Annotated in this window: 28 protein-coding genes and 1 pseudogene; 3 read left to right on the forward strand and 26 right to left on the reverse strand. The window is 43.0% G+C overall.

Annotated elements, in window-relative coordinates; genetic code table 11:
• Nucleotides 1-173 precede the first annotated feature (173 nt).
• The 11 genes from DP120_RS02925 to DP120_RS02980 all read right to left on the reverse strand — a co-directional run bounded on the left by DP120_RS02925 (nucleotide 174) and on the right by DP120_RS02980 (nucleotide 8,646).
• Nucleotides 174-359 carry a hypothetical protein gene (locus DP120_RS02925; RefSeq protein WP_112221678.1) on the reverse strand — a complete coding sequence of 62 codons (186 nt, stop codon included), beginning with the start codon at nucleotides 357-359 and terminating at the stop codon, nucleotides 174-176.
• Between the two features lie 191 nt (nucleotides 360-550).
• Nucleotides 551-937 carry a hypothetical protein gene (locus tag DP120_RS02930; RefSeq protein WP_112221679.1) on the reverse strand — a complete coding sequence of 129 codons (387 nt, stop codon included), beginning with the start codon at nucleotides 935-937 and terminating at the stop codon, nucleotides 551-553.
• Nucleotides 938-1,423: 486 nt separating this feature from the next.
• Nucleotides 1,424-2,365 carry an anti sigma factor C-terminal domain-containing protein gene (locus DP120_RS02940; protein WP_112221681.1) on the reverse strand — a complete coding sequence of 314 codons (942 nt, stop codon included), beginning with the start codon at nucleotides 2,363-2,365 and terminating at the stop codon, nucleotides 1,424-1,426.
• Nucleotides 2,355-2,861 (reverse strand): RNA polymerase sigma factor, encoded by a 507-nt coding sequence (locus DP120_RS02945; RefSeq protein ID WP_112221682.1) that lies wholly within the window; start codon nucleotides 2,859-2,861, stop codon nucleotides 2,355-2,357. The genes DP120_RS02940 and DP120_RS02945 overlap by 11 nt, the downstream gene beginning before the upstream one ends.
• A gap of 153 nt (nucleotides 2,862-3,014) precedes the next feature.
• Nucleotides 3,015-3,866, reverse strand: coding sequence for a mechanosensitive ion channel family protein (locus DP120_RS02950; RefSeq protein ID WP_112221683.1), 852 nt, complete (start codon nucleotides 3,864-3,866; stop codon nucleotides 3,015-3,017).
• 229 nt (nucleotides 3,867-4,095) lie between these two features.
• Nucleotides 4,096-5,109, reverse strand: coding sequence for a potassium channel family protein (locus DP120_RS02955; protein ID WP_112221684.1), 1,014 nt, complete (start codon nucleotides 5,107-5,109; stop codon nucleotides 4,096-4,098).
• Nucleotides 5,110-5,416: 307 nt separating this feature from the next.
• Nucleotides 5,417-5,701 (reverse strand): hypothetical protein, encoded by a 285-nt coding sequence (locus DP120_RS02960; RefSeq protein ID WP_133257366.1) that lies wholly within the window; start codon nucleotides 5,699-5,701, stop codon nucleotides 5,417-5,419.
• 27 nt (nucleotides 5,702-5,728) lie between these two features.
• Entirely contained in the window at nucleotides 5,729-6,226 is a 498-nt protein-coding gene (locus DP120_RS02965; RefSeq protein WP_112221686.1) for a glycine/sarcosine/betaine reductase selenoprotein B family protein, read from the reverse strand.
• Nucleotides 6,210-6,500, reverse strand: coding sequence for a hypothetical protein (locus tag DP120_RS02970; RefSeq protein WP_112221687.1), 291 nt, complete (start codon nucleotides 6,498-6,500; stop codon nucleotides 6,210-6,212). Before DP120_RS02970 ends, DP120_RS02965 begins: the two co-directional genes overlap by 17 nt.
• 165 nt (nucleotides 6,501-6,665) lie before the next feature.
• Nucleotides 6,666-8,150 (reverse strand): PH domain-containing protein, encoded by a 1,485-nt coding sequence (locus tag DP120_RS02975; RefSeq protein ID WP_165843705.1) that lies wholly within the window; start codon nucleotides 8,148-8,150, stop codon nucleotides 6,666-6,668.
• The gene (locus DP120_RS02980; protein ID WP_112221689.1) at nucleotides 8,143-8,646 is read right to left on the reverse strand and encodes a PH domain-containing protein; all 504 of its coding nucleotides are present in this window, start codon (nucleotides 8,644-8,646) and stop codon (nucleotides 8,143-8,145) included. Before DP120_RS02980 ends, DP120_RS02975 begins: the two co-directional genes overlap by 8 nt.
• Before the next feature lie 196 nt (nucleotides 8,647-8,842).
• On the opposite strand from DP120_RS02980, the gene DP120_RS02985 reads away from it, so the two are divergent.
• Both DP120_RS02985 and DP120_RS02990 read left to right on the forward strand, forming a co-directional pair.
• A complete protein-coding gene (locus DP120_RS02985; RefSeq protein ID WP_112221690.1) occupies nucleotides 8,843-9,295 on the forward strand; it encodes a DUF305 domain-containing protein in 453 nt (150 codons plus the stop codon).
• Nucleotides 9,296-9,496: 201 nt separating this feature from the next.
• Nucleotides 9,497-9,826, forward strand: coding sequence for a nitrite reductase (locus DP120_RS02990; RefSeq protein WP_205854494.1), 330 nt, complete (start codon nucleotides 9,497-9,499; stop codon nucleotides 9,824-9,826).
• 42 nt (nucleotides 9,827-9,868) lie between these two features.
• On the opposite strand, the gene DP120_RS02995 is transcribed toward DP120_RS02990, so the two are convergent.
• The 11 genes and pseudogenes from DP120_RS02995 to DP120_RS03045 all read right to left on the reverse strand — a co-directional run bounded on the left by DP120_RS02995 (nucleotide 9,869) and on the right by DP120_RS03045 (nucleotide 19,027).
• Nucleotides 9,869-10,309 carry a YhfM domain-containing protein gene (locus tag DP120_RS02995; protein ID WP_112221691.1) on the reverse strand — a complete coding sequence of 147 codons (441 nt, stop codon included), beginning with the start codon at nucleotides 10,307-10,309 and terminating at the stop codon, nucleotides 9,869-9,871.
• Between the two features lie 143 nt (nucleotides 10,310-10,452).
• Nucleotides 10,453-11,868, reverse strand: coding sequence for a DUF4179 domain-containing protein (locus DP120_RS03000; protein WP_112221692.1), 1,416 nt, complete (start codon nucleotides 11,866-11,868; stop codon nucleotides 10,453-10,455).
• Nucleotides 11,784-12,385, reverse strand: a pseudogene (locus tag DP120_RS03005) (sigma-70 family RNA polymerase sigma factor). Before DP120_RS03005 ends, DP120_RS03000 begins: the two are co-directional and overlap by 85 nt.
• A gap of 148 nt (nucleotides 12,386-12,533) precedes the next feature.
• Entirely contained in the window at nucleotides 12,534-13,316 is a 783-nt protein-coding gene (locus DP120_RS03010; RefSeq protein ID WP_112221694.1) for a hypothetical protein, read from the reverse strand.
• Nucleotides 13,306-13,860, reverse strand: coding sequence for a sigma-70 family RNA polymerase sigma factor (locus tag DP120_RS03015; protein ID WP_240611950.1), 555 nt, complete (start codon nucleotides 13,858-13,860; stop codon nucleotides 13,306-13,308). Before DP120_RS03015 ends, DP120_RS03010 begins: the two co-directional genes overlap by 11 nt.
• 451 nt (nucleotides 13,861-14,311) lie before the next feature.
• Entirely contained in the window at nucleotides 14,312-14,752 is a 441-nt protein-coding gene (locus tag DP120_RS03020; RefSeq protein ID WP_112221695.1) for an NUDIX hydrolase, read from the reverse strand.
• A gap of 142 nt (nucleotides 14,753-14,894) precedes the next feature.
• The gene (locus tag DP120_RS03025) at nucleotides 14,895-15,398 is read right to left on the reverse strand and encodes a hypothetical protein (protein WP_112221696.1); all 504 of its coding nucleotides are present in this window, start codon (nucleotides 15,396-15,398) and stop codon (nucleotides 14,895-14,897) included.
• A 45-nt stretch (nucleotides 15,399-15,443) separates the two neighbouring features.
• Nucleotides 15,444-16,268, reverse strand: coding sequence for an MBL fold metallo-hydrolase (locus DP120_RS03030; RefSeq protein WP_112221697.1), 825 nt, complete (start codon nucleotides 16,266-16,268; stop codon nucleotides 15,444-15,446).
• 291 nt (nucleotides 16,269-16,559) lie between these two features.
• Nucleotides 16,560-17,264 carry a class I SAM-dependent methyltransferase gene (locus DP120_RS03035; protein ID WP_112221698.1) on the reverse strand — a complete coding sequence of 235 codons (705 nt, stop codon included), beginning with the start codon at nucleotides 17,262-17,264 and terminating at the stop codon, nucleotides 16,560-16,562.
• Between the two features lie 126 nt (nucleotides 17,265-17,390).
• Nucleotides 17,391-18,131 (reverse strand): hypothetical protein, encoded by a 741-nt coding sequence (locus tag DP120_RS03040; protein WP_112221699.1) that lies wholly within the window; start codon nucleotides 18,129-18,131, stop codon nucleotides 17,391-17,393.
• On the reverse strand, nucleotides 18,128-19,027 hold the full coding sequence (locus DP120_RS03045) for a S16 family serine protease (protein WP_112221700.1): 900 nt from the start codon (nucleotides 19,025-19,027) through the stop codon (nucleotides 18,128-18,130). Before DP120_RS03045 ends, DP120_RS03040 begins: the two co-directional genes overlap by 4 nt.
• 177 nt (nucleotides 19,028-19,204) lie before the next feature.
• Between DP120_RS03045 and DP120_RS03050 the strand changes: the two genes are divergently transcribed.
• Nucleotides 19,205-19,477: a hypothetical protein gene (locus tag DP120_RS03050; protein WP_240611970.1), complete on the forward strand. Its 273-nt coding sequence runs from the start codon at nucleotides 19,205-19,207 to the stop codon at nucleotides 19,475-19,477.
• A 13-nt stretch (nucleotides 19,478-19,490) separates the two neighbouring features.
• Here the strand turns inward: DP120_RS03050 and DP120_RS03055 are convergent, their stop codons facing one another.
• From DP120_RS03055 to DP120_RS03075, 4 genes are all read right to left on the reverse strand, one after another.
• Nucleotides 19,491-19,793, reverse strand: coding sequence for a hypothetical protein (locus tag DP120_RS03055; RefSeq protein WP_112221702.1), 303 nt, complete (start codon nucleotides 19,791-19,793; stop codon nucleotides 19,491-19,493).
• Nucleotides 19,794-20,251: 458 nt separating this feature from the next.
• Nucleotides 20,252-21,037 carry an aminoglycoside phosphotransferase family protein gene (locus tag DP120_RS03065; RefSeq protein ID WP_112221704.1) on the reverse strand — a complete coding sequence of 262 codons (786 nt, stop codon included), beginning with the start codon at nucleotides 21,035-21,037 and terminating at the stop codon, nucleotides 20,252-20,254.
• A gap of 25 nt (nucleotides 21,038-21,062) precedes the next feature.
• Nucleotides 21,063-21,572, reverse strand: coding sequence for a GNAT family N-acetyltransferase (locus DP120_RS03070; protein ID WP_112221706.1), 510 nt, complete (start codon nucleotides 21,570-21,572; stop codon nucleotides 21,063-21,065).
• Nucleotides 21,573-22,145, reverse strand: coding sequence for a DNA-3-methyladenine glycosylase I (locus tag DP120_RS03075; RefSeq protein WP_112222311.1), 573 nt, complete (start codon nucleotides 22,143-22,145; stop codon nucleotides 21,573-21,575).

A 22,145-nucleotide genomic window follows, 5' to 3' on the forward strand; every position in this document is an offset into this window, starting at 1 on the left:
TCCCTTGCCTCTTCAGGCATTTCCTCCACATCGAGAACTTTCAATTTCTCGGTTCCGGGCGACGTCATGATTACATTAGTTTGCTGGTTATATTGAAAGAGTGTCACTTGTTTTATCGTATCCGGATTATTTTCTTGAATAAATTCAAATTCTTCTCGTGTAAAATTATTTTCTTAGCCTTCCAATACCTGTTTTTGTGCTTCTTTGAAATCGTCAGCAAAACGCAACTCCTGATACATTTCAAGCGAATTTTTAGGTGTCAAAAAATAAACATAATAAATTATACCGCCAAGAGTTATCGCCATCAAAAGAGAGAAAGCAATATTGTCCATTGCTGTTTTTTTCTTTTCATTTTTCACTTAGCCTCTTCCACCACCTTTTTTCGAATAAACTTGTGTATCTGTCAAAGCAGTTAATAACTTCCATCTGATCTCCCTATATTATAACAATGATATCCAGATTTTCTTATAACTTTTTCAATTACGCTCTTCAAAAATATTTACTTAAAATAAAAAGGAAAGGCTCAATTGCTTAGCCCTTCCTGTAACTATTACACAGCCTTTTCTTTTCCTGTCGTAAAATACGAAACCACTGCCAGCAGCAACGCGCTCACCGGGAAAATCACCAGTATCCTGCCCGCATCCATTACTTCCGCAGACAAGACCAGCACCAGATGAACCAATACGAATAATATTGAAAACAATAAAGTACTGATGATTAAAGCTCTTTTATTTTCATCACCGTTTCTTCCAACCATAGCGATCACTGCAAATGGCAAGGCACACAATAACGCCAATAATCCATAGTTTAAATTCGTTAATCCACCTTCAAACAGATACGCATCAAAAAGCAGTCCTAATAACAGGGCCGTTCCATACACAACTACGAATATCCCTATTACACTTCCCACAGCCATCGTGATTTTCGATTTCAACATCTCTTCCACCCTTTCTCTCTATGTCCAGGAAACTCTCTGCGAATCAAGCAATGAAACACGAAACTGGTGCCTGCTGAAATTAGAATAGTTTTCAACACGGCTCGCTTTCTCGCACGCTTGACCAACAAGCTAAATTGTTCATTTTTCGATTGAACTCCTCCAGATATTCTCCCCATGTCTTAGCCCCTTTCACCTTTAAAACGTTTCTCTGAGGGAAAGGTGAACAGATTGGAGGTATAGAATTCGTTAAGTATTGCTGAACGCCCATAAAAAATTTTAATCGCCCGCAAATCATTTTAATCGCCCGTATTTTTTTTTAATCGCCCACAAATTTATTTAACCGCCCGTATTTTTTTCTAATCGCCCATAAACTGGTTTTGAACTTCCAGTAGTCTTCTAAGCCACCTTCTTAGCCCTTTCTTAAAGCTCCAAAAACCAAAAAAGAAGCTTTTCGCTGAGCGAAAAGCCTCCTTTTAATCAAAAATCTCAATATTTATCAGTAGTTGCACCTATAACGGCCGCCCGAATCATCGGAAGTTCAGAAAAAGCCATCAATTCTTCCGGAGAACCGGTAACCACGACTCCTGAAACTTCTAATTCCTCAGCCTGAACTTCCTCGGAAGAACTGTCACCCCCGACAACATCGTAAATTCGTCCAGCCTCCTCTTGGAAATGGCCTTTTTCATCTCGCAGCCACTCCATTTGCTGGATAAAGCCTTCTGCAGACTCCAAAGCATCCCGATTTTGGAAAAAGCCGTAAGCTTCATATCCATATACCGGCTGCTGTTCTTCTCCCTGGACTGCAGACCCGCTGACATCCACCCAATACCAATTCAGCTGGTCCGAAAAAATCTCTTCCACTTCTTCTACTCCATAAGCCGCATCAAACGAAAACGCCATTTCCAAGACTTGATTCTCCCCTGCTTCATCCAGCAGCTCACGTTCATCCGGTACAAATTCATAATCGAGTTCAGGTGAGTAAAATTCCACCAGTCGCTCTCCCTGAAAATACATCACCATTCGGTCATCTTCAATATTCCCACTTCCAGAATAAGAAGGAGCCTGCACCGGTCGGGAAGAACCGAAAATGGTAAAGACCTTTTCCCGAGTTTCCCAAGGAACCGGCACACCTGCCACATATTTCGTAGAAGAAGTTATGGCATGTGCTGAAAAAGGAGTGTAATTAAACAGAGACCCGCCCATTTCCACATTCGCTCCCCGGATAAAGCCAGTGGCGTAATCGTAATTGTTTTCGTCCTCCATATGTTTATACATCAAAAACGTCCCCAGCCACATCAAACCAGCAAACAATAGAGCACTCACGATTACCGAAACTAATATAGTGCGGATCAATGACTTTCTCTGCGCTTTTTTCACCAGTTTCGAAAAATCGCCGTCTCCGGGAAATAGATCATTTTTATCCTTCATACCCTTGCCTCCTGTACTCTTTCACAAATTCTTTGCGCGCCCGGTACAAAGTCGTTTTGACCGAGTCTTCCTTCATTTGATAAAGCTCGGCAATTTCGCGGATTGCAAGATCCAGGCTGTATTTCAATAGCAGTACCTGCTGATGCTTCGGCTTTAACTTTTTCAATACGCCATCTACATCTTCCCGGGTTTCGTTCTGCAGCACCGCTTGTTCCGGCGTAAATTCTTCAAACAATTGCTGATAATTGAATTTCAGATCGATCGCCTGCCTCCGCGATCGCTTGCGGTATAAATCGTAGTAACCATTAACTGCAACGCGGAACAGCCATCTTTCCACATTTTTATGGTTGATGGAATCTATGTAGAGGATGAATTTATACGCGGTATCCTGAACGATATCTTCTGCATCTTCTTTTGAAGCACCCATCTTCATCAAATAGGACTTCACTATCTTTAAGTAATCATATAATTTTTGGTCCATCATCGAATCGCTCATTCACCGGCCTCCCCTCTTATAAACGTTCTTCTTAAGGAAAGGTGAACAATATTATGTAAAATTTTTTATTCCAAATGAAATAAAATCTTTCAAACTAAAAAGCTGCACAAGAAGCCTCTTTCAACTTCCTGTACAGCCTACTTCTGTATTTCCTTACCTCTGTTCCGCCATCTCCAAATTCTTATGGATAGTCACCTGATGCGGGAATGGAATTTCGATGCCGTTTGCATCCAGCGCTTCCTTGATGGCTTTGCGCAATTGACGTTCGACCGCCCATTGCTCCCCGTTCTTCGCTTTAGCGATGATGCGTAAAGTGACATCGGATGCGCCAAAACCTTGGACGCCAATGACATCCGGGCCTTCCACAATCGTTTCGTTTTCGAGCGTAACATTTTCGCATGCCGCCTGGATGACCGCAATCGCCTTGTCGATGTCTGCGTCGTAAGACACCCCGATATCCACAAGTGCGCGCATATTGCCGCGCGAATGGTTGCTAACAGTGGTGATGTCGCGGTTCGGAATGTAATTCAGCGTTCCGTCAAAGCTACGGATCTGCGTTGTACGCAACCCAACTGCTTCGACAATGCCGTCGATGCTTCCCACCGTTACGTAATCATTGACGTCAATCTGTTTCTCCAGCAATAAAAAGAAGCCGGTAACCACATCACTGACAAGACCTTGAGCCCCAAACCCGATTGCCAACCCGACAATCCCGGCTCCGGCAATCAAACTCGCGACGGACAATCCGAATATGCTGAAAATCGTAGCTACGAGAATAAAAATGAGCACATAGCCAAAAACATTTTCCGATAAGCTTTGAAGCGTCAAAGCGCGGCCTTTTGTAACGTCGCCTTTTTTCAGTAACTTACCGAAAAAGCGGCTAATCACTTTATTGCCGATTGCTCTTACGATAAAGAATGCAATCACGATTCCAATTATCTGAGCTGCAATCAATCCTGCATCAACAAGCAGCCCTTCCCAGTTTATACTCTTATAATCAAACAAAAAATCAATCCTTTCATTCCTTCAGGCAATCCAGCAAACTGAATCTGCTTTGTTTCACCTGCCGGTTTCCTGTTCATTTATAACATAGATCAGGAAAGATTTTTAGTCTTGTCGTTTAAGGTCATTCTTTTTTACGGTTCCAGCATAAATTTCAGAGATTAAAAATAGAGAAAGTGCCCCATAATCCGCAGGCACTTTCTCTGTTATCATACTTTCAAAATTCCTGGTTTTATTGTCCCATTAACGTTAACTTCTCATAAGTCGCCTGGTCACAAATCACATAGAGGCGGGCCCCTTCCGGAATCGGATCTTCCAGCCGCCGGACTATGCTTAGATCATGCCCTTCTGCTATCAAATTAGCACCCTGTTGCAATAATGATTCAAATGCGTCACCATATGTTTTCCAGGATGATTTCGACTCAATTTCCCAAATATTTTCCCCGTATGCATGGTTGAGCAATTGCATATATAATCGGCTGGCTCCATGGTGCATCAGCGACTTCGTCATTAACTGAGGGAACGATTCACTGGAGAGCACAAATTCATCCACGTCAGCATGCCTGAACATCCCGATATGATCTTTATGTGTAATTTCAGCTATGGTATAGATTTCGATTCCTCTTTCTGTCGCATACCTTTCCACTGCGGACGCAATGAGGAGCGTCTTGCCATCAGCTTGTACTTCATAATCATAGTCAGAAGCAAAAACTGCCACAGCATCAGCATGGTCGATGTTCGCTTGCCGTAAAATCTTCGGATCTGTCGGGTTTCCCTGAATATAATGGAACCGGTCATGCTTAAAAGGAGATTCTTTCAGACTGTCAATCAGCACCACATCTGTTTTAAGGCCTCTATTCAGCAGAAGTTCTATAATGGTCTTTTCGACACTTTTTGACCATCCGATGATCAAAAAATGTTTTTTTCCAGTATAATTCAGCTTTCCTTCCATTTTAAGCCTCCCATAATAAGTGAACGAATCCACGATTTTCCCTAGTATAATACCAATCAGGCCGATGCCGAATAAAAACAGGAACATCCCGTAAATCCTGCCAGGCACTGTGACAGGAGAATAATCACCAAAACCGACAGTAGTCACCGTAGTTAAGACCCACCACAAGCCATTAAAGGGATTTCCGAATGTTTCGGGTTCGATATAGTAAATGATATAAGCGCTGGCGATATAAAAAAGGCTGGCAAACACCACAACTTTAGCAGTATTGATCCTTATCACTTGTTTGATCAATTTAAAGATAACATTGACCTCCCTTCAGTTCTTATACAGTCAGAACAGCGGAACTTGGATGTAACCTAAGTTAGAATTCTTATAACAACAATACCCTTGTCCCATTTCTATACAAACGTTTTATGTAAAATCGGCCGTTAATTGCAACGCCATTAGATTCTGACAGACCTTTTGGTTACTTAATCAGCCGCAAGGAGACTGGCGCACATACCTCCCTGCCACAAGAAAACCCAGTTCACTGTGAACTGGGTTTTTACACTATATCAATCATTTCTTGAGTTATTCTATCTATCCGTTTCAGCAAAAATTACTTTAACCCAAGTGATCGCTTAATCGCAATCCCTTCTTTTCTTGCTTTTGTCCAGCTGAAATCGGGAAACTTAACTTCTCCGCTTTCTTTGGCCTCGACCAGATGTTCAAGCGCTTCGAGGATGATTTCACGCTGGAGCTCTTTATGATACGGTACTCCAAAATGATGGCCCATCATGAAAGGCAAGAACATGGAGCGTGGCGGCTTAATCTTTTCGGTTATATCAAGGGCTACTGTCAGCGAAACAGTAGGAATTCCTCTTCGCTCTAAAGCGCGCTGCACGAGCGCGACAGACTGATGGCAAATCGGTCATGCAGGGCTAAGCAAAGCGATATCCGCATGGTCTCTTACCGCAGCATCTGCAATATCCTCCGCCAGCTTCTGTTCGAGCTGTTCGGGATCCATATTATAGCCGATAAAAGAAAAGAAATTCTCAGTCAGGCCACCAATCACGCCTTCTTGAGCTAGTTCCTGCAACCGCTCAATCGGAAAAATCACATTAATGTCCTGATTTGCTCCCACTGTCGGGTACTTCAGCTGATGAATTTCCAATTCATCAGGCTTCAGACTGGATGGAACTTTCCGGTATGTATAGTCTCCAATAGGATGGACCGTATCAAAAGGCAGCGTCCCCACCGGCTGCACACCCGATGTGCTTATAAATGTAAGCTTGGACTCTGAGAGCGGCTTTTTTAGAAACGACAGTGGCACATAATCATCTTTTGAGATCATGGAGCCAGGATACCGTTCATTCACCGTGTTCCATACTTCTGTGCGCAATTGCTTCTGTTTATAGATTTCCGTCATGAATCCATTCCCCCGATCTTTTTACGAAGTAGAAATGGAGGCTAAAGTACAAATGAGCCAAAGTCTCAGCATCTTTATTCTCCAATGTCTCAAAAATGAACTCGCGATCTGTTTCAGACGAATCCAGCAATAATTTTAACGCTTCTATCCAGGATTTATCTATCTCCTTTTTCCCAGCTTCCTCATTTCCATCGCCAAAATGCAGCCGCACATAGCGAATCAGTTTTTCTTTATCGTCATTTTCTATGGCTTCTTTTAAATAGGGCAGCGACAATCGGCATCCCTCCTTCTGTATTGTACGGCTATATTATCACTTTTCTGAAAAAAGTAAAATCTTTTAGACTCCCCAAGTATTTACTTTCTTGTATTGGAAAAAAGATGGATTAAAGTCAAAAAGAAAATTTGTAAACGTGGTTCCAGATACAAAAATATTTTATTTTTATTCGAACTTAACTTTACGCTGAACGAACCAATGTTTAAACTTATTGCCCAGACCGTCCGGTACGTCCTGGATCGAACTGACGTGTATCGGCTTCGCACGATTGGTGAACCTTAGGCTCCGAACGCCGAAAGCGCGCTGCAGCTTGGACTGGCTCACTTCAATTTCCTGTATCCGCTCGCGGCGTGTGATAAAGGTCGTCGTCGTGAATCCGCCTGTCCGGATCTGAATCGAATCACCTTCCAGCGCATAACGAGTGAACAGGTAGTCGAACAGCCGGCTGATGAGGCTTATCGCGAAAAGAACACCTGCTACCCACAAGATCGAAGGCCTAAAGAACCATAAAGCGACAGCGACGATAACTGTCACGTAATACGGACGCAGAAGCTTCAGCCAAATTGTATTGCGCGGCAGCCGTGTCAGATTGTCCTGCACCGTATACTGCGGCAGCAACTCCCCAAGCAAAGCATAAGCCTCTTTTGTCTTCATAAATGGATACAGCGAATTGGTAGCGAGCTCATCACCTATACTGACGGCTTCCGCGCTGATCAACTTGACTTCAACTATTCCCCAGATGCGCTTCATCAATGGCTGTTCGATTTGAATCGCCTGTACTTTATTGCGCTGGATGGAAAACGTATGAACCTGCCCGACACCTCGCGTAATGTAAATGCGGTCACGGTCCGCTTCAATCCGATAATTGCCGTAACGGATCGTGGTGATCACATAACCGATGACCGAGGAAATGAGGATGGCTACAATGAACAGCGGAGTGAGCAGCCATAAATGATCCGCAAAATAGAGGACGGCGTTTTCCGCATCGTCTTCCAGCGTGAAAAATTCATCAACCTGGAAATACACAGTCAGCAAAATCGGAAAGATGGCTAGAAAGCTTAGCGATGTGAACGCGGCGCGCAATGTATCTTTGTTCGTTGAACGGAAATATTCCACGCGTGCTGATTTCTCTGGCCGTACCGGCAATGAACCGTCCGATTCCCCTTCTTCTGATTCAGATACCGGCGTTTCTGCAGCCGTCCCTTTTTCAATGATTTCAATTATCGCCTCAGCTTCCTGTCTTTTCAAAACTGGAAAGCGCACCGATGCCTCCTCATTGGATGTTCCCGTTTCAAGTGTCAGAGACGTTAACTTGAACCAATTATGTATGAATGAAGTCGACGTTTTCTTGTTCTGGACCCGGTCGAACGCAATAGTCCGCACTTTCTTGACGAAAATACCCTCACGCAAGGTTATAGATGCGTGGTCAACTTCATAAGTATGGAGCCACCAGGACAAAAAGATTTTTCCGATTGTAAATGCGGCAGCTGACAGGAACACAAGTTTTGCCCAGAAAATCCACCCTGACGTTACGTCGAAATTGAATATGAACAGAAATAAGATAAAGAAAAAGCTATTGCGCAGAAATTCGAACAGCTCCACAAGCAGGTAGGCTGGATGATAGCGTTTAGCTTCTTGAGAATTACTCAAAAGAATCATCTTCCTTCACATTGGCATACGAAGCAATCAGCGAACGCAGCTTCAATGCTTCTTCCTCCGGAATAGCCGGAATCTTATGGCTGGAAGCAGTCGTCCCGATGTTCAGAGAATACAAGCCCGCTTTCCGGAGAAATGGACCCTGGTCAGTCGTGACGTACTCAATCTTCGCCATCGGAATGATTTTATGTTCGACATTCCAACGGCCGTGCTTCAATTGGATGAATTTTTCATCCACCTCATAGCGCCAGGTGCGCTGGATGAAAACCGGTTCGATCCAGATACTGAAAATTGCCGATAAGACAGTGATGCCAATCAATACATAGAGTGTAATATGGACCCAGTTATACCAATCCCAAAAATGGCTTGCTGCAAGCAACGCACCAAAGCCGAGCAGGAAAGATCCATGTCCGATTGTATTTGTAGTCCGCCAGATTTGAATGATCTTCGTTGAGATCTGCCTTTCCGGCTCCTTTAATATATATTCCATTCTTTTTCACCTCATCTTTATTACGGTTCTGCAGTCGCTAAGTTTCGAAATTTATGGATGTTCCTGGACTAACTATATACCATTCCATCCGGCTTATGGACCTCGCCCGGAAATCCAGACGTTTATCCTTATTTCTGAATGGTATACAAAATATAACGGTTTATTCCCTACCAATACTTTGTAAGGAGGATTCAGCATGAATAAATACCTGAAATTCGGTATCATGATCGCCACTTCAACCTTTCTGATGTACTGGCTGATGTTTTTGAATGTCTTCCAATTCGAACACGTCACCTACAGTGAAACTAGAATTTATATGGCGCTGATCATGGGGTCCGTCATGGCCATTGTGATGATGCTTTTCATGTGGCCGATGTATAAGAATAAAAAAGCCAATTCAGCGATTTTGGCCGGAAGTGCGTTGGTATTCGCATTATCACTCTGGCTTGTCCGCAGCCAGGTGCTCATTGAAGACACCGGCTGGATGAAGGCGATGATTCCCCACCATTCCATCGCTATCCTGACAAGTGAACGAGCGGATATTTCAGACCCGCGCGTACGCGAACTGGCCGATCAGATCATCATGACGCAGCGTGAAGAAATTGCGAAGATGAAGCAGTTGATCGAAGATCTGGAAAGTGAGGAGTAATAGTTTTCAATTTAATGAAAGGAGGCCACCGGACGTGTATGTTGCGTCTGGCGGCCTTCTTTTTTATTGTTCTGCGACATATAGTTTCCGCATTCTTTGATGATACTCTTACAGAACTTTCTTAACAGGAGGTGTAATAGAGTAAAAACAATCGTATAATCACATTGTAATCCTATTACTATTAATGAACGGATGGATAAAATGAAGAAAATATCTTTTAAAAAGCCTGCAATATTCATCACTTACATCTTAGGAATATTAATCGGCATCAGCAGCTCTGTTTCACCTTTTACAGGCAGTACAAGCCTCAACACCAAAAAGATCGACAGCAACATCGAAAAGTTAAAACCGTTTGCCTGGTTCATGAACTTATATGAAGATGAAAGATATCGCCGTTCTTTCTTTGCCAATAAAAAAATCCGAGCCTATCTGCAAAGTTCGTTCAAAGTAAATAACTTGATAAAAGATGAGAAAGCTCAAAAAAGATTTATCTCCTTATTGGAAAAGCAGGCGCAGCTTCGGGAAAAATGAAAAGACATTTTAATTCAAACGAGCTTATAAAGTTTTCTTATTCTATTTGTTGATTAACCCAGCCAAACTTCCCTGTATATCCGCCTCCACCGTATAAACCGTATGCGTATCCTCAATATTCATCAGCGAAGCCGTTTCCCCTTCGCCGCCAAGCCATAGATTCAAATAACGCTTCTCTCCATCTTCCATGATCACTTTCAAATAAAATTCCGGATCACCCATATTCACGATACCCGGCTCTTTGTCTGCACTTGAGAATAGATCGCGAAAAATTTCCAGCTCATCCGTATCGTCATAAACAAGGGGATTTACCCCTTTTACTTCAGACAGCTCGACTTTTGCGATTTCGCCTTCTGCTAATAACTCTTCTGCTTCAAGTCCATTCTTCGCTTCTTCAACCTCGACCGCTGCTTTTTCAGGCTGGCATCCAAAGAGAACAGTTGCCATCAACGTGAATAAAAGTAAGATTATAACTCTTTTCATTTATTCCGCCTCCATTATCCCTTATTACTTCCAGTAGACGGGAATTCGGGTCTAAAGTTACACCAGCATTTAAAATCAAAACATCCGACTTCGAGGATTTCCAGAACCTCTCGGAGTCAGGTGTTATTTATTGGCCACAATTTTTATTTCCCAGTCAAATCAACTTTAATCGGAGCCATCTCAATCGGCTGGTTCGAACTCAATGTGCCGAATGGAGCCATCAACGAGTAATCATCCAAGTTGAAGTCTTTATCGACCGTGAAAGCGGATTGATAGTGATGCGGTTCATCACTCGCTTGTTTCGACGCCACCCCTTGAGTTCTGTTTTCCATCAATTTGCCAAAATCTCTTTCTCCGGCCTCATCCAACACAACATCATCGCTTTTCACAAGCACAACAAAGTCTGCAAAGTTCTGGATCAATTCTTCCCGCAGCGCGTCTTCTTCAAGATCTTGAATCGTATAATCGATGATTACCTGATTGCCCTCTTGCTCAACGCTATTGACTAAAAGACTGTGATCAAATCGTTCACTTTCCACTGTAAACGGTGCAGACAGTCCATCTAGTGTGTGAATTGTCTCATCTTCGTGCCTGACCACTTCCGGCTGGACCAGCAAATATTTCGCTTCGTCGTCAATTTTGCTGCTGAACAGTTCCCGGACATCCTGCTGGATTCCGTCTCCACTTTGACTTTCTGAAAGCACATTTGCATGGCTTTTCGACAGACGGTTTCCAAGATCGTCAAAAACAGTGAGCCTTATTTCGTCACCTGCTCCGTCTAACGGTAAGTTCGTCTCATAATTCAGCATGGTCGTCGCTTTCCCTTTCACTATGGATTCCATATGAAGCGAGTAAGCTGTGCCTTCAAGCTGGCTTTCCGCATTTGTCAGGATTGTTTCCGCAGATATCTGCTGGAGCGGAATATCAAATTTCCATTTGCCTTCCACGCCTCCGATAGAATTGAAAGTCAGAGGCAAATTGAAATCTGCCGGCAAATCGGCTTCTGGGTTATAGAATTCCATCGCCGCTGCGTAACCTTCTTCTGTTTCTTCCAGTTGCGTCATCCCTGCAGCCCATTGATTTTGTTCGTCTCCATCGAACAGATGGAAACTATAGCCCGATTCCGGTCCGACATCTTTAGATGGATCCATCGCCATGCCGTCTCCTTCCGCCACAAAAGTGATTCCCATCACATTGCCGTCGTAATAAGCGCTGGTTACAGTGACATCGACGCCGTTGCTGGATGCTGCCTGATTGAGTTGTGTGATCAAGCCGCTTTCTTCCAGCTCTGCTCCAATCTGCAAACCGAATTTTTCATAAAAGGAGCCGATGACCGGAACTGCGGCCAGCACATTTGAAACAGGAGCGAATATTAAGCCGGATACCAGAAATGCAGACGCAGCAACGGAGGTTACCGCTCCGATTGTCTTCACATTGAACCTTTTGCTTGCCCTCTTCGCTTTTCTTCCGTTTTTTATTCCTTTATCGATCGCTTGGAACACTTCGAATTGCGGCACTTCGATTCTACTGATTTCCTTTTCAAACTGTTTTTCGTCCATTGATCTTCACTCCTCCGATGATCATTTTCAGTTCCATTTTCGCTCGCCGCAGATACGTTTTTACCGTATTCTCCGGCTTTTTCATCACTTCTGAAATCTCACGTATCGACAGACTTTGGTAGTAAAACAGGATGATGACCGTCTGGTACCGTTCATCCAATTTATGTATCGCGTTCACGAGATCCATCTTATTCTCGATATCTTTTCCGCTAGTATCGGGCATTTCATGAATAAAATCTTCATCCAGCACCAGCCGTTTTCGCTTTCTCAAAAGATCATAAGCAGTATTGATCAATATTCGCGTCAGCCAGGTGCTGAAATATTCCGGCTGCTTCAACTGATTGATTGTCGTGAACGCCTTGCAAATCGTTTCCTGCAGCACGTCCAGCGCATCTTCTTTATTGCGGACATATAAAAAAGCCGTTTTATATAATTTTTCACTTTCACTTTTCACCAGCTTCTCAAAAGCTGCTTCATTTCCTTTAATCGCTTTCTTCACCAAGGCCAGATCTTCCACATTTCACCCTCCTTTCAACCGTTAGAGCATTCTGCGCACCGAAAAGTTTCAGCACAATAAAATAACTTAATTTTCTTCATTAAAAAAGCCACCTGGAATCAGATGGCTTGGAGTTACTCATCGAATCTTACTGAGATTATTGGTTTAGTTATTGCAACGGCATGAAGCGAACCTGCCAGGCGCCGTCTTCGTTCTGCAGCATTCCAAAGCCTTTTTTAGCTTCCGGGCCTTTGTCTTCTGTAGGATAATAGCGGATATAACCTTCAGATTCATTAGGTTGGATAAACTCGCCATTTTCTATATTATTGAACAAAGCCAAAACTTCTTGAGGTGTAGATTTAAAGTCCTGAGACATATCCAAATGCTCTTCTTTGCTCCACATGATGGATTCTTCGCGGTCTGTCAACAATTCATATTCCACTTCATAATTTTGATTGTATCCTGCCCATACATATAACTTCGCCACACTGATTGGATCGAGATCTTTCAAATGTGCAGTATCGAAATCCGCACTGAAATTTTCATAGGCCGCCAATTCCTCCGGAGTCAATTCGAATACCCCGTCTGCAGCTGTGTCGTTTTCTTCTTCATTTGGTGTAACCTCGGTTTCTTCATCCGCTTCTGGATTCTCCAGTACTGGCGGCACCAGCGATTCAATCGGTTCCTGCTGCGGCGTTTGCGGCTGTTCCGCTCCATCCGGATTGCCCTGCTGCACAGGAGCTTCGTTCAATACACTGTTCAATAGATAAGCCACCGGAACAATCAGAATCAGTGAAAATACCACACTTAATGACCGCGGCACCCAATTCACTTTTTGTTCTTCCTTCGTAATCCGGTTGAGCACCTGCCGTTTATGCTTGTCCGTGAACTTTTCACCCTCGAACACGCTGTCATCCATCAATCTGCGGACATCGGTCAGTTTAGATTTCATCAAAATCACCTCTTTCCAATGTATCGCCCAGCATTTCCCGTCCCCGCTTCAAGCGGGTCTTGACGGTGTTGGCTTTCATTTTCAATAAGTCACTGATTTCCTGGACGCTCAGCTCTTCATAATAATAAAGAAGAATCGTTTCCCGGTATTTCAGCGGGAGGGACAGGATGTTCTCGACGAGTTCGTTATTGGTTTGCTGGCGGACGGATTCCTGCTCCGGCGTCCGGTCCTGTGCATTGATAAAATGGAATAAAGAATTATTGACGACGACCCGTTTCACCCAAGCGGTACGCAGCACATCCTTGCACCGGTTTATCGTAATCTGATAAATCCAAGCCTTGAAATAGCCGGTCTCCTCGTAGCTTTCACGCTTTTTATAGCAAACCAAAAAGACATCCTGGACCACTTCCTGCGCGGTCCCCCAATCCCTGACGTAACTGTAGGCTAATTTCGTCAGCCGGTCACCGTATGTATCCATGATCTCTACCAGCCACTGTTCGGCATCCGCCGTTTCATACGTCCGCGTTTCTACATTCACCGACACCTGTCTCCCCCCTTTTTTGTTTTTGTTCCATTTGTGTATCCCTGTAACGTAAGTGAGGAAGCTCTGGTTTCAAAACAACGTAATTTTTCCTGGATTCTCATCAAAATTTGGTTAAAAGATGCACATTCCCATTTCAAGCCATAATTTTTGCTTAAATAAAAGCTTTTCGCTGGGCGAAAAGCTTCCTTTGGGGTTTTGGGGCTTTGGAAAAGGCGGAAATTGGATGCCAGGACGATTTGTGGGCGATTATTTTCATTTGTGGGCGATTAAATCCATTTGTGGGCGATTAGCTCCTGTTTATGGGCGCTCCAGGTCTGCTTGCGTGCGATTATTTTCGTTTGCGTGCGATTAGAAGTTTTTATGCGCGGTAAGACAATTTTGCGCGCGATTAAAATTTTTTATGCGCGATTAAAAAAAGATATGCGCGTTCAGCAATTTCCCCTGCCAAAACTCAAAACTCCACGTAAAAGGGATGGTCTTCTTCATTCAAACAAAACTCGATTCTTTCCCGGAAATTTTTCCACGTCACCATTTCCAGTCCTTCACTTAGCGGAAAGAATCCCACTTCCAGACTTTCAGATGATGTTGTCGGTGTTCCTGCAATTGGCTTCGCCAAAAATAGCGTGTTGCAGATGGACGCTTCGACATTCTGGAATACACCGCAGAACTTCACAATTTCCACATCGATGCCCGACTCTTCCTTCGTTTCCCGGATCGCCGCATCCTTCAGCGATTCCCCTTCTTCCACTTGGCCGCCCGGCATTTCCCAGCCTCTGCGCGGACCTTTGATCAATAAAATTTCACCTGCGTCATTTAATACAATCGTAGCAGCTGAGACGATATGCTTCGGTGTTGTGTAGAGTGTTTGAGTGCTATGTTCTTTAGATATCATGGCATTTCCCCCGTTTGAATTATTTCTATGTTTTATTGACTTCAAATATCCCATATATACTTATTCCAGCCTGGAAACTTTTCATTAGACACTGAACGCCGATTCCAACAGCCTGAAGATTCCAGAGTTTCTTCAATCCCTGCTAGTTTTCAAATGGCACGGTTGTTGCTATGCCGCTTTGGACAATCACTAAATTCTCCAGCTCGCTGGACTTCTCTTTGTCAATTTCAATAACGAACGTTCTTGGGGTGGCATCTGTAGTACAGGGCCGATCCGGTTCTATTAGTGGTACCTGCATTACAATATCATTGAACCATTCAATATTTCCTACCTCCAAAGCACATGTACCGGACTCATGAACTCCGATGAAAAGGACATCTTTTCCTTCAAAATCCACATCCGGCTTCTCTCCCTTAAATCCATACGTATCCCAAGTTTGCTCAAACTGAGACTGATCCACAGCTCTTCTAGCCATAAAATCAAAACGGGGCGTCGTTTCTCTCTGAAATGCAATCTCATCAGTATTAGAAGGCAATGTCTTTTCACTTGCTATGACACTTTCAGTAGTATTTGCGCCACTGTTGCAACTGCCTAAAACTAATGACATGAGCAATAGACTAATAAGAAATGATTTGTAGAATTTCATCGGTCATCTATACCTCCTCTTAAGTCGTCTATGCTCTTTCAACGTTCAAGTATCAAAAAGCTCACCATTCAATGCATCCACATACCTCTTCGCCGACCGCTGCACCGCCGCGCCTGCATCTTCCTGCACAATTCGGTGAAAAGCGTCATACATTCGGTTAAACGAAATTCCTGCCAGCTGCCCGGCCATCCTCTCAACAATCGATGCAGGCAGCGGAATGAAGTTCGGATAGCTGTACATAAAAGTCACCCACTGGCGGTCTGCCACTACCCGGATGATATCCCCTGTCAGCAATACACCTTTTCCATCACTCCCAGTTTTCCATTCTGCTGCAGCTGCACCTTTGAAATGGCCGCCTACACGGTGCAAAACGATGTCCTCCGCCAATTCGAGCGATTCGCCTGACCAAAAAATGATCCTGTCACTCGGTCTTGTCACCCATTCCTTATCGTCTTCATGGATATAAATCGACGCATCGAATGCTTCCGCCCATTCCACCTGCGTCGAATAATAATGCGGATGCGACAGCGCAATGGCGTCGATTCCCCCGAGCTTCTTTATTTCTCCGATTGTCTTCGGATCGATATAGGTGATGCAGTCCCACAATAAATTAAAATTCCTCCCCTGCACCAGATAAGCTGTCTGTCCAATGGCAAAATTCGGCGAAGTGGAAAGATTATAGAGCCCCGCTTCTTCCTGCACAATCTCATTTTTATATGTTTCTGCCTGGATCATCTCTTCCAATGTGGTCCAAGCTTGTCCATTCGGACTGACATATTGCCGCTCTTCGTTGCAAATCGTGCAAGTATCCGGCTCCGCCACTGACTTCTCCGCTTGCACCCCACATGTCGTACAAATAAAATTTTCCATTTCCTTCACCCTTTCTTCTTTTCGTTCTCTATGTATATGAAAATTTTTAATTTTTAATCAGTTAACTTGTCAGTTACCAGTATATCCTAAATATCCCATTTTGAATTCATCCATTGGTCCAGTTTGTTCATTAGCAGAGAGATTTTGCGGTAATTTTGGCTGAATAAAACCCGAGTGATCATAGAATGGTAAAAAGTGATCGTAGAACCCCAAAAACCGCTCATAGAATTTTTCAAGCCAAATAAAAAAGAAGAAACGCGGCCTTCGAGTCTCTTCTCTGCGTTACTGTATCTATTTTTTTCTGAACAAAGCCGTCCATAAGCCCGAGACACCGAAAACTTTTTCTGCCTCTTCAGCTCTTCTCATCTTTCTAATTTCAACTGGCTCAAAACTTCCAAAAATATCCCGCAACTTTTCTTCTGTAAAACCTAAACCGCCATTCAAACTTCTTTGCCGGTATACTTCCCAGTCGGTAATATCCGAACCGCCCAATTCTCCACCTTCTATAAAACAAGTGACGGCAAAATGGCCTCCTGGTTTCAAAGCTTTTTCCACCAGTTCGATATAGTTGTTCCTCCGGTGAGGCGCGATATGGTGAAAACAACCGGAATCATAAACAATATCGTAGGTCCCTTCGTCAATCTGGACATCGAAGATATTATTCTGGATGAAGTTAATCTTCAAATTTCGCTCTTCTGCTCTTTCTTTCGCCCAGTCAATCGATTTTTGTGAAAGGTCAACGGCATTTACCTTACACCCCTGTTCGGCGAAATAAATAGCGTTCCTCCCGGGACCGCTCCCCAGTTCCAATACATTCCCAGGCTGGAAAACGCCTTTATTGAAATAATCCACCAGGTTTTCATCCGGTTTATTCACAAAAAAGGGAATACCTTTCGCGCGATTGGCATAAAATTCATTCCAAAACCTAGTAGGCTCCCGTAATAATGAATCAAGCATATCCAGTAAGTCTTCATGGCTGCGGATCGTTTCTTTCATCTGCGGACCTTCTTTCTTCAGGTATTATATGTCACTAAAAATCATGTACGTTATCAATTGATGACTGAGGTTTTAATCTAAATTTATTGCTTTCATTCGGTAGATAAACAACCAAACGATTCTCCCTTAACGGTTAACCGCAGCAAGTTGCTTCAAATATCCCTCCGGAATTTCCATAGGAGTCGCTATGTGTTTTCTGTAATACTTGCCATCTGTTGTTTCAATTTCAAGTAACAAATTGTCATTAGACCCAAGATTATAAGGATCCCAAAAACTCAGATCAATTTTCTCTCCCTGCTCCAATTCGACAGGCAACTTTAATTCTTTACCATTTTGCGAATAGCTTATGGTAGCCACAGAATCGTAATGGCCGATCGATGAAATGGACATTTCTTCCGGCGCTGTGAAAGTGTAATTGAGTTGGTACTCATCCACTACGCCTTCCGCAGTTTCACCGTCTTTCAGTAATATGAGGATAGTTTTAATCGGCTCATAATCTTTATACGAAAGGGTAACGAGAGGGGCATGGCCCGGGAAATCCTGAAAATACTCTAGTTCTTCGTCAGTCAGTACAATAGTGTCTTCCCTTAACTGATAGCCATTTTGGTCAAGAAGCTTATCGCTCTTTCTTGTTCCTTCCTCTTCTGCCCCAGCTACTTCAATGGAGTAGCGTTCTTCCCCTTCTACAGCGACTTCCAGCAAATATGTATCGTCCCGTTTCGAAGTAATATACGATATTTCCATCGTTCCTTTTGCTTCATCCACTTGTACAGACATTACAACCGGCGCTTTCACTGAAGCTTTTGGCCACACCAAATAAATTCCTGCTACAAGAAGTACTGTGAAAATTGCTGCCCACTTTTTCATTCCTCTGCCTCCGCATTCAATCTATTTATCAATCGAACCGCCTCATCAATATGGCTTACAGCAACTAGCTGAATCTCTAGACTTTCCACCTCTTTAACCCGACGAGCTTCTTGAGCATTTTCACTGGGAATGATCATGAACGGATATCCTTGTTTCTCAGCAATCGTCAGTTTTTCTTTAATCATCCCGATGCCACTGACTTCCCCTTGTTCACTTAATGCTCCTGTTACCCCAAAGTCCAAATTATTCATGAGTTTATTTTGCTCAATCAAACCAGTCAGCGCCAAACCCAAACCTGCGCTGTCTCCAGAAATATCTTCGCTTTCAAGAAACTGCTCGACACCGGCTGTTTCCTCACCCAGATAACTCCTTACATTTTTCGCCATGACAGAAACCTCGTCATTTCGGATACCAACTAACTGCAGGAAGATATCGTTTCTGCTGTGATAGCGGGTTTTATTGTCCACTTCTTCCATTTGAAAAAAGTCCTGACCCCCTCTTTCAAAGTTCTTGATCAGCCATTCTTTACTTTCTGCATGACTGAAATAAGCCGTTCCAACGCTCATCAAGTGTATGCCTGAATTTCCAGCGGCTTGAACGGGCTCTTCGTGTATCAATGTCCGGTATTTCATCTGTTCAAATTGTAAAAGGAAGAAATCAAAGATGAAAAGGATCCCCACCAATAAAACTATCAAACTTACTTTCCCGAACTTCCCCTTTATGTGGCGGTAACGGAAAAGGAAACCCCATGAAATCATTAATGTTAGAAACAATACCCCTGCTACTATGTATGCGTTTATGAAACCGAAATAGAAAGACGAACTTAAAATAATATAAAAAATGATGAAAACAGAAATTATCAGCAGAAAACGCGAACCCCTTTTTTTCTCCTTCACCCTACATCCACCTTTTTAATAAAACGCAGAAATTTCCGTCACTTTGTTTTATACTGATTATACCATTTAATAACAATTGCACTAAAAATCAATAAGTTTTTATATGAGTATCAACTGTTTTAACACCTGCTTTATAGTTAATCTTTTTCCAGCAAAAAAGGAGGAACTTTCGTGGATATGCTGATTTTCATTTCTTATATAATCCTGCTATGTTACGGCGTCAGTAAGTTTGCCGGCAATAAACGGCACAGATGGATTAATGCTGGTTATGTCACGACTTTCTTACTCCCTGTCATAGTTCTTTTTCTCACAATTAGAATAGTTGGAGCTCTGACGGGTGACGGCATTGCCGGAGGGGTAGCGGGTTTTGGGTACGCTATTGTCACCTGCGTCATAGGATTTATATTTTTGTTCATCGGTTATACTTCGAAGAATGTTCGTAGTGATTGAGAGTACTCGCAGATTAATTGAAATTAAAGTAAAGGTACCAAAATAAATAAACTACTCCCAGCATAAGGAAAGAGATCGAAATTGCTACTATTCTAAATACAATCAGTTGAAATCTTTGAGGAAATATTTTTTCACTTACCCATAAAATGAATTCAAAAAATAATCCCATGAAGGCAAGAATTCCATAATCATACGAGAAAACATCATCAAACTCTTTTTCCTCGCCTTTTTCATAATGTTTTAGACCTGCATACAAACTGGTGAATGCGAAGTAGCCGAACAAGACCGTGCCGAGCCAAGAGATCCACAATTCCAAAAAATCCCCTCCGCTTAAGTAATAAAAATATTTTTTAAGGCTTTTTTTATATTGATTGTACGATTTAATGACAATTCTAGTTTATGTTTTATAAGGGAAATATATTTAAATAGATTTAGCAAGTAGAGATTTTCTAAAGAATTATATACCGGGCACCATTTGTTCATGAGCGGCCAGATTCCACAAAAATAACGGTCGAATAAAGGCCGAGTGATCATAGAACAGTGAAAAGTGATCATAGAATCAAATAAGTGATCATAGAACCCCGAAAACCGCTCATAGAATCCGATAAGTGATCATAGAACCCCGAAAACCGCTCATAGAAATCTTCCGCCCACAATAAAAAGAAAAAACCCAGACTTTGGGTTTCTTCTCGGCTCCTTCTGAAGCAAGAAAGCATTTCATATGAGGGATAATCATCATTTCCACAAAGAGATGCTTTCATTTTATAGATAAAATCAGATCCAGTCCCACCCATTCTCACGAATAAAGTGAATTTCCTCCTGATAATGTTCAACATGCCCTTCAGCCAGCATCACCTGAAAAGCAGAATCACCCTCGCCGGCTTTTCTTTCGATTGTTTTACATAAGCCTTCTAAGCGAAGAATGACCATTTCTAATAAATTTTCCGCTACTTTCTCACCGTATGCTTCAAAAAATATTTTTATTTTATGCTTTGTCAGCTCGGCATCCTTTAAAGGGTCGTAATAAACTTTTTCCTCTCCAGGCTTGTATCTGCTTAATGGAGCGCAGGTGTATAGTGTATAGGCTACATCCCAGAGCCTCGGCCCTGGCCCAGCCACATCAAAATCGATGATGCCTGCTGGCTTCCCCTCGTTAAAGATAATATTGTAAACAGCGAAATCATTGTGGCACAGCACTTCGAACGGCTGGGGCGTAAGATCGAGCGGCTGCCAACTATCATCAAAAGGAAAATCTATCACAGCCTTGTGATAAAGCCGCAGCATTTTGCCGATTTTTTTCAAGCTATCATCTGACAACATATATTTTTTCAACGGATAATTTCCCGCTTCTCCTTCGATAAACGTCAAAATTTCTCTATCTTTTTCATCTATCCCCAGGAATTTTGGCGCGTATTTATAGCCTTTATTTTCCAGATGGTTCAGCAGCTGATGAATTTTATGACTCTCCGGCTTCAATTCCCGCCTTACCGTCTTTCCTAGCCGGTATACGTCAGAGACATTTCCGCCTGCCAGCTTTTCTTCACTATTACCATCTTCCATTCGATTCCTCCGTCCCCATTAAATTTTAATTACTTACCCACAGGTAACGCACAAATCTCATCTTCTCACCATTCATTTCAAATTCATCATCACTTATCCCCATGTGGATAAATCCATTCTTCTCCAAAACTTTTTGGGACGACTTATTCACAGTCGTCGTTTTTGCATGAATCTGTTTTAAATTGGATTCGGTGGATAAAAGGAGGTGTAAGGCAATGCTTCCGAGTCCTTTTCCGCCGTAATTTTCGCCCAGTCGGAAACCGATTTCTGCCGTGCCCGTTGCTTCGTCAATATCGACCAAGTTAATCCGTCCGACAATATTACTGTCAGGATCCTTAGCCAAATAAAACCGGCAAATGCCTCTCTCTTGCTCCTCTAAAAGTTCCCGGTGTCTTTCCAAAAAAATCGCCCACTGGTAATAGTCGTCGCCCCGGCCTGGCACCATCTTTTCAAAAAAACGCCGATTTTCAGTTTCAAATTCCAACAATTCCTCTGCATCATTTTCCTGCAGCAAGCTCAATGAAATCTCCATCATTTACAGAATCCTTTTTCGGTTCGAAGTATGAAAATCACACGTCTTGATATGATCGTCCACCATTCCGATTGCCTGCAGAAATGAATAAGTGGTAACCGGTCCGACGAATTTGAAGCCGCGTTTCTTCAGTTCCTTGCTGATCTGCACGGACAAGGGAGATTCAGCGGGCATTTGCGCACTATCTTCCCACTGATTGATGATTGGTTCAGAATCTACGAAGCTCCACAGAAAATCGGCCAAACTCCCGAATTCTTCTTGCACTCTCGAGGTCGCCTGGGCATTGCTGCGAACCGATTGCAGCTTCGCAAAATGCTTGATGACATTATAATTCTCTTTTATTGCTTCCAAATCCTCGTCACTCAACCCGGCGCAATACGTGATATCGAAATTTTTAAAAGCTGCCTGATAAGCTTCTCTTTTAGACAAGACAATGCTCCACGATAGCCCCGCTTGCGCCCCTTCCAAGTTCAGCAATTCAAAGATATATCGGTCATCCCGGGTCGGCCTGCACCATTCCTCATCGTGATATGCCTGCATCGTTTCACTGTTATTCGGCCATGAACATTGAGCCAT

Source organism: Planococcus halotolerans (genome assembly GCF_003289955.1).
GTDB classification, from domain to species: Bacteria; Bacillota; Bacilli; order Bacillales_A; family Planococcaceae; genus Planococcus; species Planococcus halotolerans.

What these genes read in the sequence shown, in the direction of transcription:
- DP120_RS02930 (WP_112221679.1), bottom strand. Translation starts at nt 937, where the DNA reads ATGTTGAAATCGAAAATCACGATGGCTGTGGGAAGTGTAATAGGGATA.
- DP120_RS02940 (WP_112221681.1), bottom strand. Translation starts at nt 2,365, where the DNA reads ATGAAGGATAAAAATGATCTATTTCCCGGAGACGGCGATTTTTCGAAA.
- DP120_RS02945 (WP_112221682.1), bottom strand. Translation starts at nt 2,861, where the DNA reads ATGAGCGATTCGATGATGGACCAAAAATTATATGATTACTTAAAGATA.
- DP120_RS02965 (WP_112221686.1), bottom strand. Translation starts at nt 6,226, where the DNA reads ATGACGGAAATCTATAAACAGAAGCAATTGCGCACAGAAGTATGGAAC.
- DP120_RS02980 (WP_112221689.1), bottom strand. Translation starts at nt 8,646, where the DNA reads ATGGAATATATATTAAAGGAGCCGGAAAGGCAGATCTCAACGAAGATC.
- DP120_RS02985 (WP_112221690.1), top strand. Translation starts at nt 8,843, where the DNA reads ATGAATAAATACCTGAAATTCGGTATCATGATCGCCACTTCAACCTTT.
- DP120_RS02990 (WP_205854494.1), top strand. Translation starts at nt 9,497, where the DNA reads ATGAAGAAAATATCTTTTAAAAAGCCTGCAATATTCATCACTTACATC.
- DP120_RS02995 (WP_112221691.1), bottom strand. Translation starts at nt 10,309, where the DNA reads ATGAAAAGAGTTATAATCTTACTTTTATTCACGTTGATGGCAACTGTT.
- DP120_RS03000 (WP_112221692.1), bottom strand. Translation starts at nt 11,868, where the DNA reads ATGGACGAAAAACAGTTTGAAAAGGAAATCAGTAGAATCGAAGTGCCG.
- DP120_RS03010 (WP_112221694.1), bottom strand. Translation starts at nt 13,316, where the DNA reads ATGAAATCTAAACTGACCGATGTCCGCAGATTGATGGATGACAGCGTG.
- DP120_RS03020 (WP_112221695.1), bottom strand. Translation starts at nt 14,752, where the DNA reads ATGATATCTAAAGAACATAGCACTCAAACACTCTACACAACACCGAAG.
- DP120_RS03025 (WP_112221696.1), bottom strand. Translation starts at nt 15,398, where the DNA reads ATGAAATTCTACAAATCATTTCTTATTAGTCTATTGCTCATGTCATTA.
- DP120_RS03030 (WP_112221697.1), bottom strand. Translation starts at nt 16,268, where the DNA reads ATGGAAAATTTTATTTGTACGACATGTGGGGTGCAAGCGGAGAAGTCA.
- DP120_RS03035 (WP_112221698.1), bottom strand. Translation starts at nt 17,264, where the DNA reads ATGAAAGAAACGATCCGCAGCCATGAAGACTTACTGGATATGCTTGAT.
- DP120_RS03040 (WP_112221699.1), bottom strand. Translation starts at nt 18,131, where the DNA reads ATGAAAAAGTGGGCAGCAATTTTCACAGTACTTCTTGTAGCAGGAATT.
- DP120_RS03050 (WP_240611970.1), top strand. Translation starts at nt 19,205, where the DNA reads ATGCTGATTTTCATTTCTTATATAATCCTGCTATGTTACGGCGTCAGT.
- DP120_RS03065 (WP_112221704.1), bottom strand. Translation starts at nt 21,037, where the DNA reads ATGGAAGATGGTAATAGTGAAGAAAAGCTGGCAGGCGGAAATGTCTCT.
- DP120_RS03070 (WP_112221706.1), bottom strand. Translation starts at nt 21,572, where the DNA reads ATGATGGAGATTTCATTGAGCTTGCTGCAGGAAAATGATGCAGAGGAA.
- DP120_RS03075 (WP_112222311.1), bottom strand. Translation starts at nt 22,145, where the DNA reads ATGGCTCAATGTTCATGGCCGAATAACAGTGAAACGATGCAGGCATAT.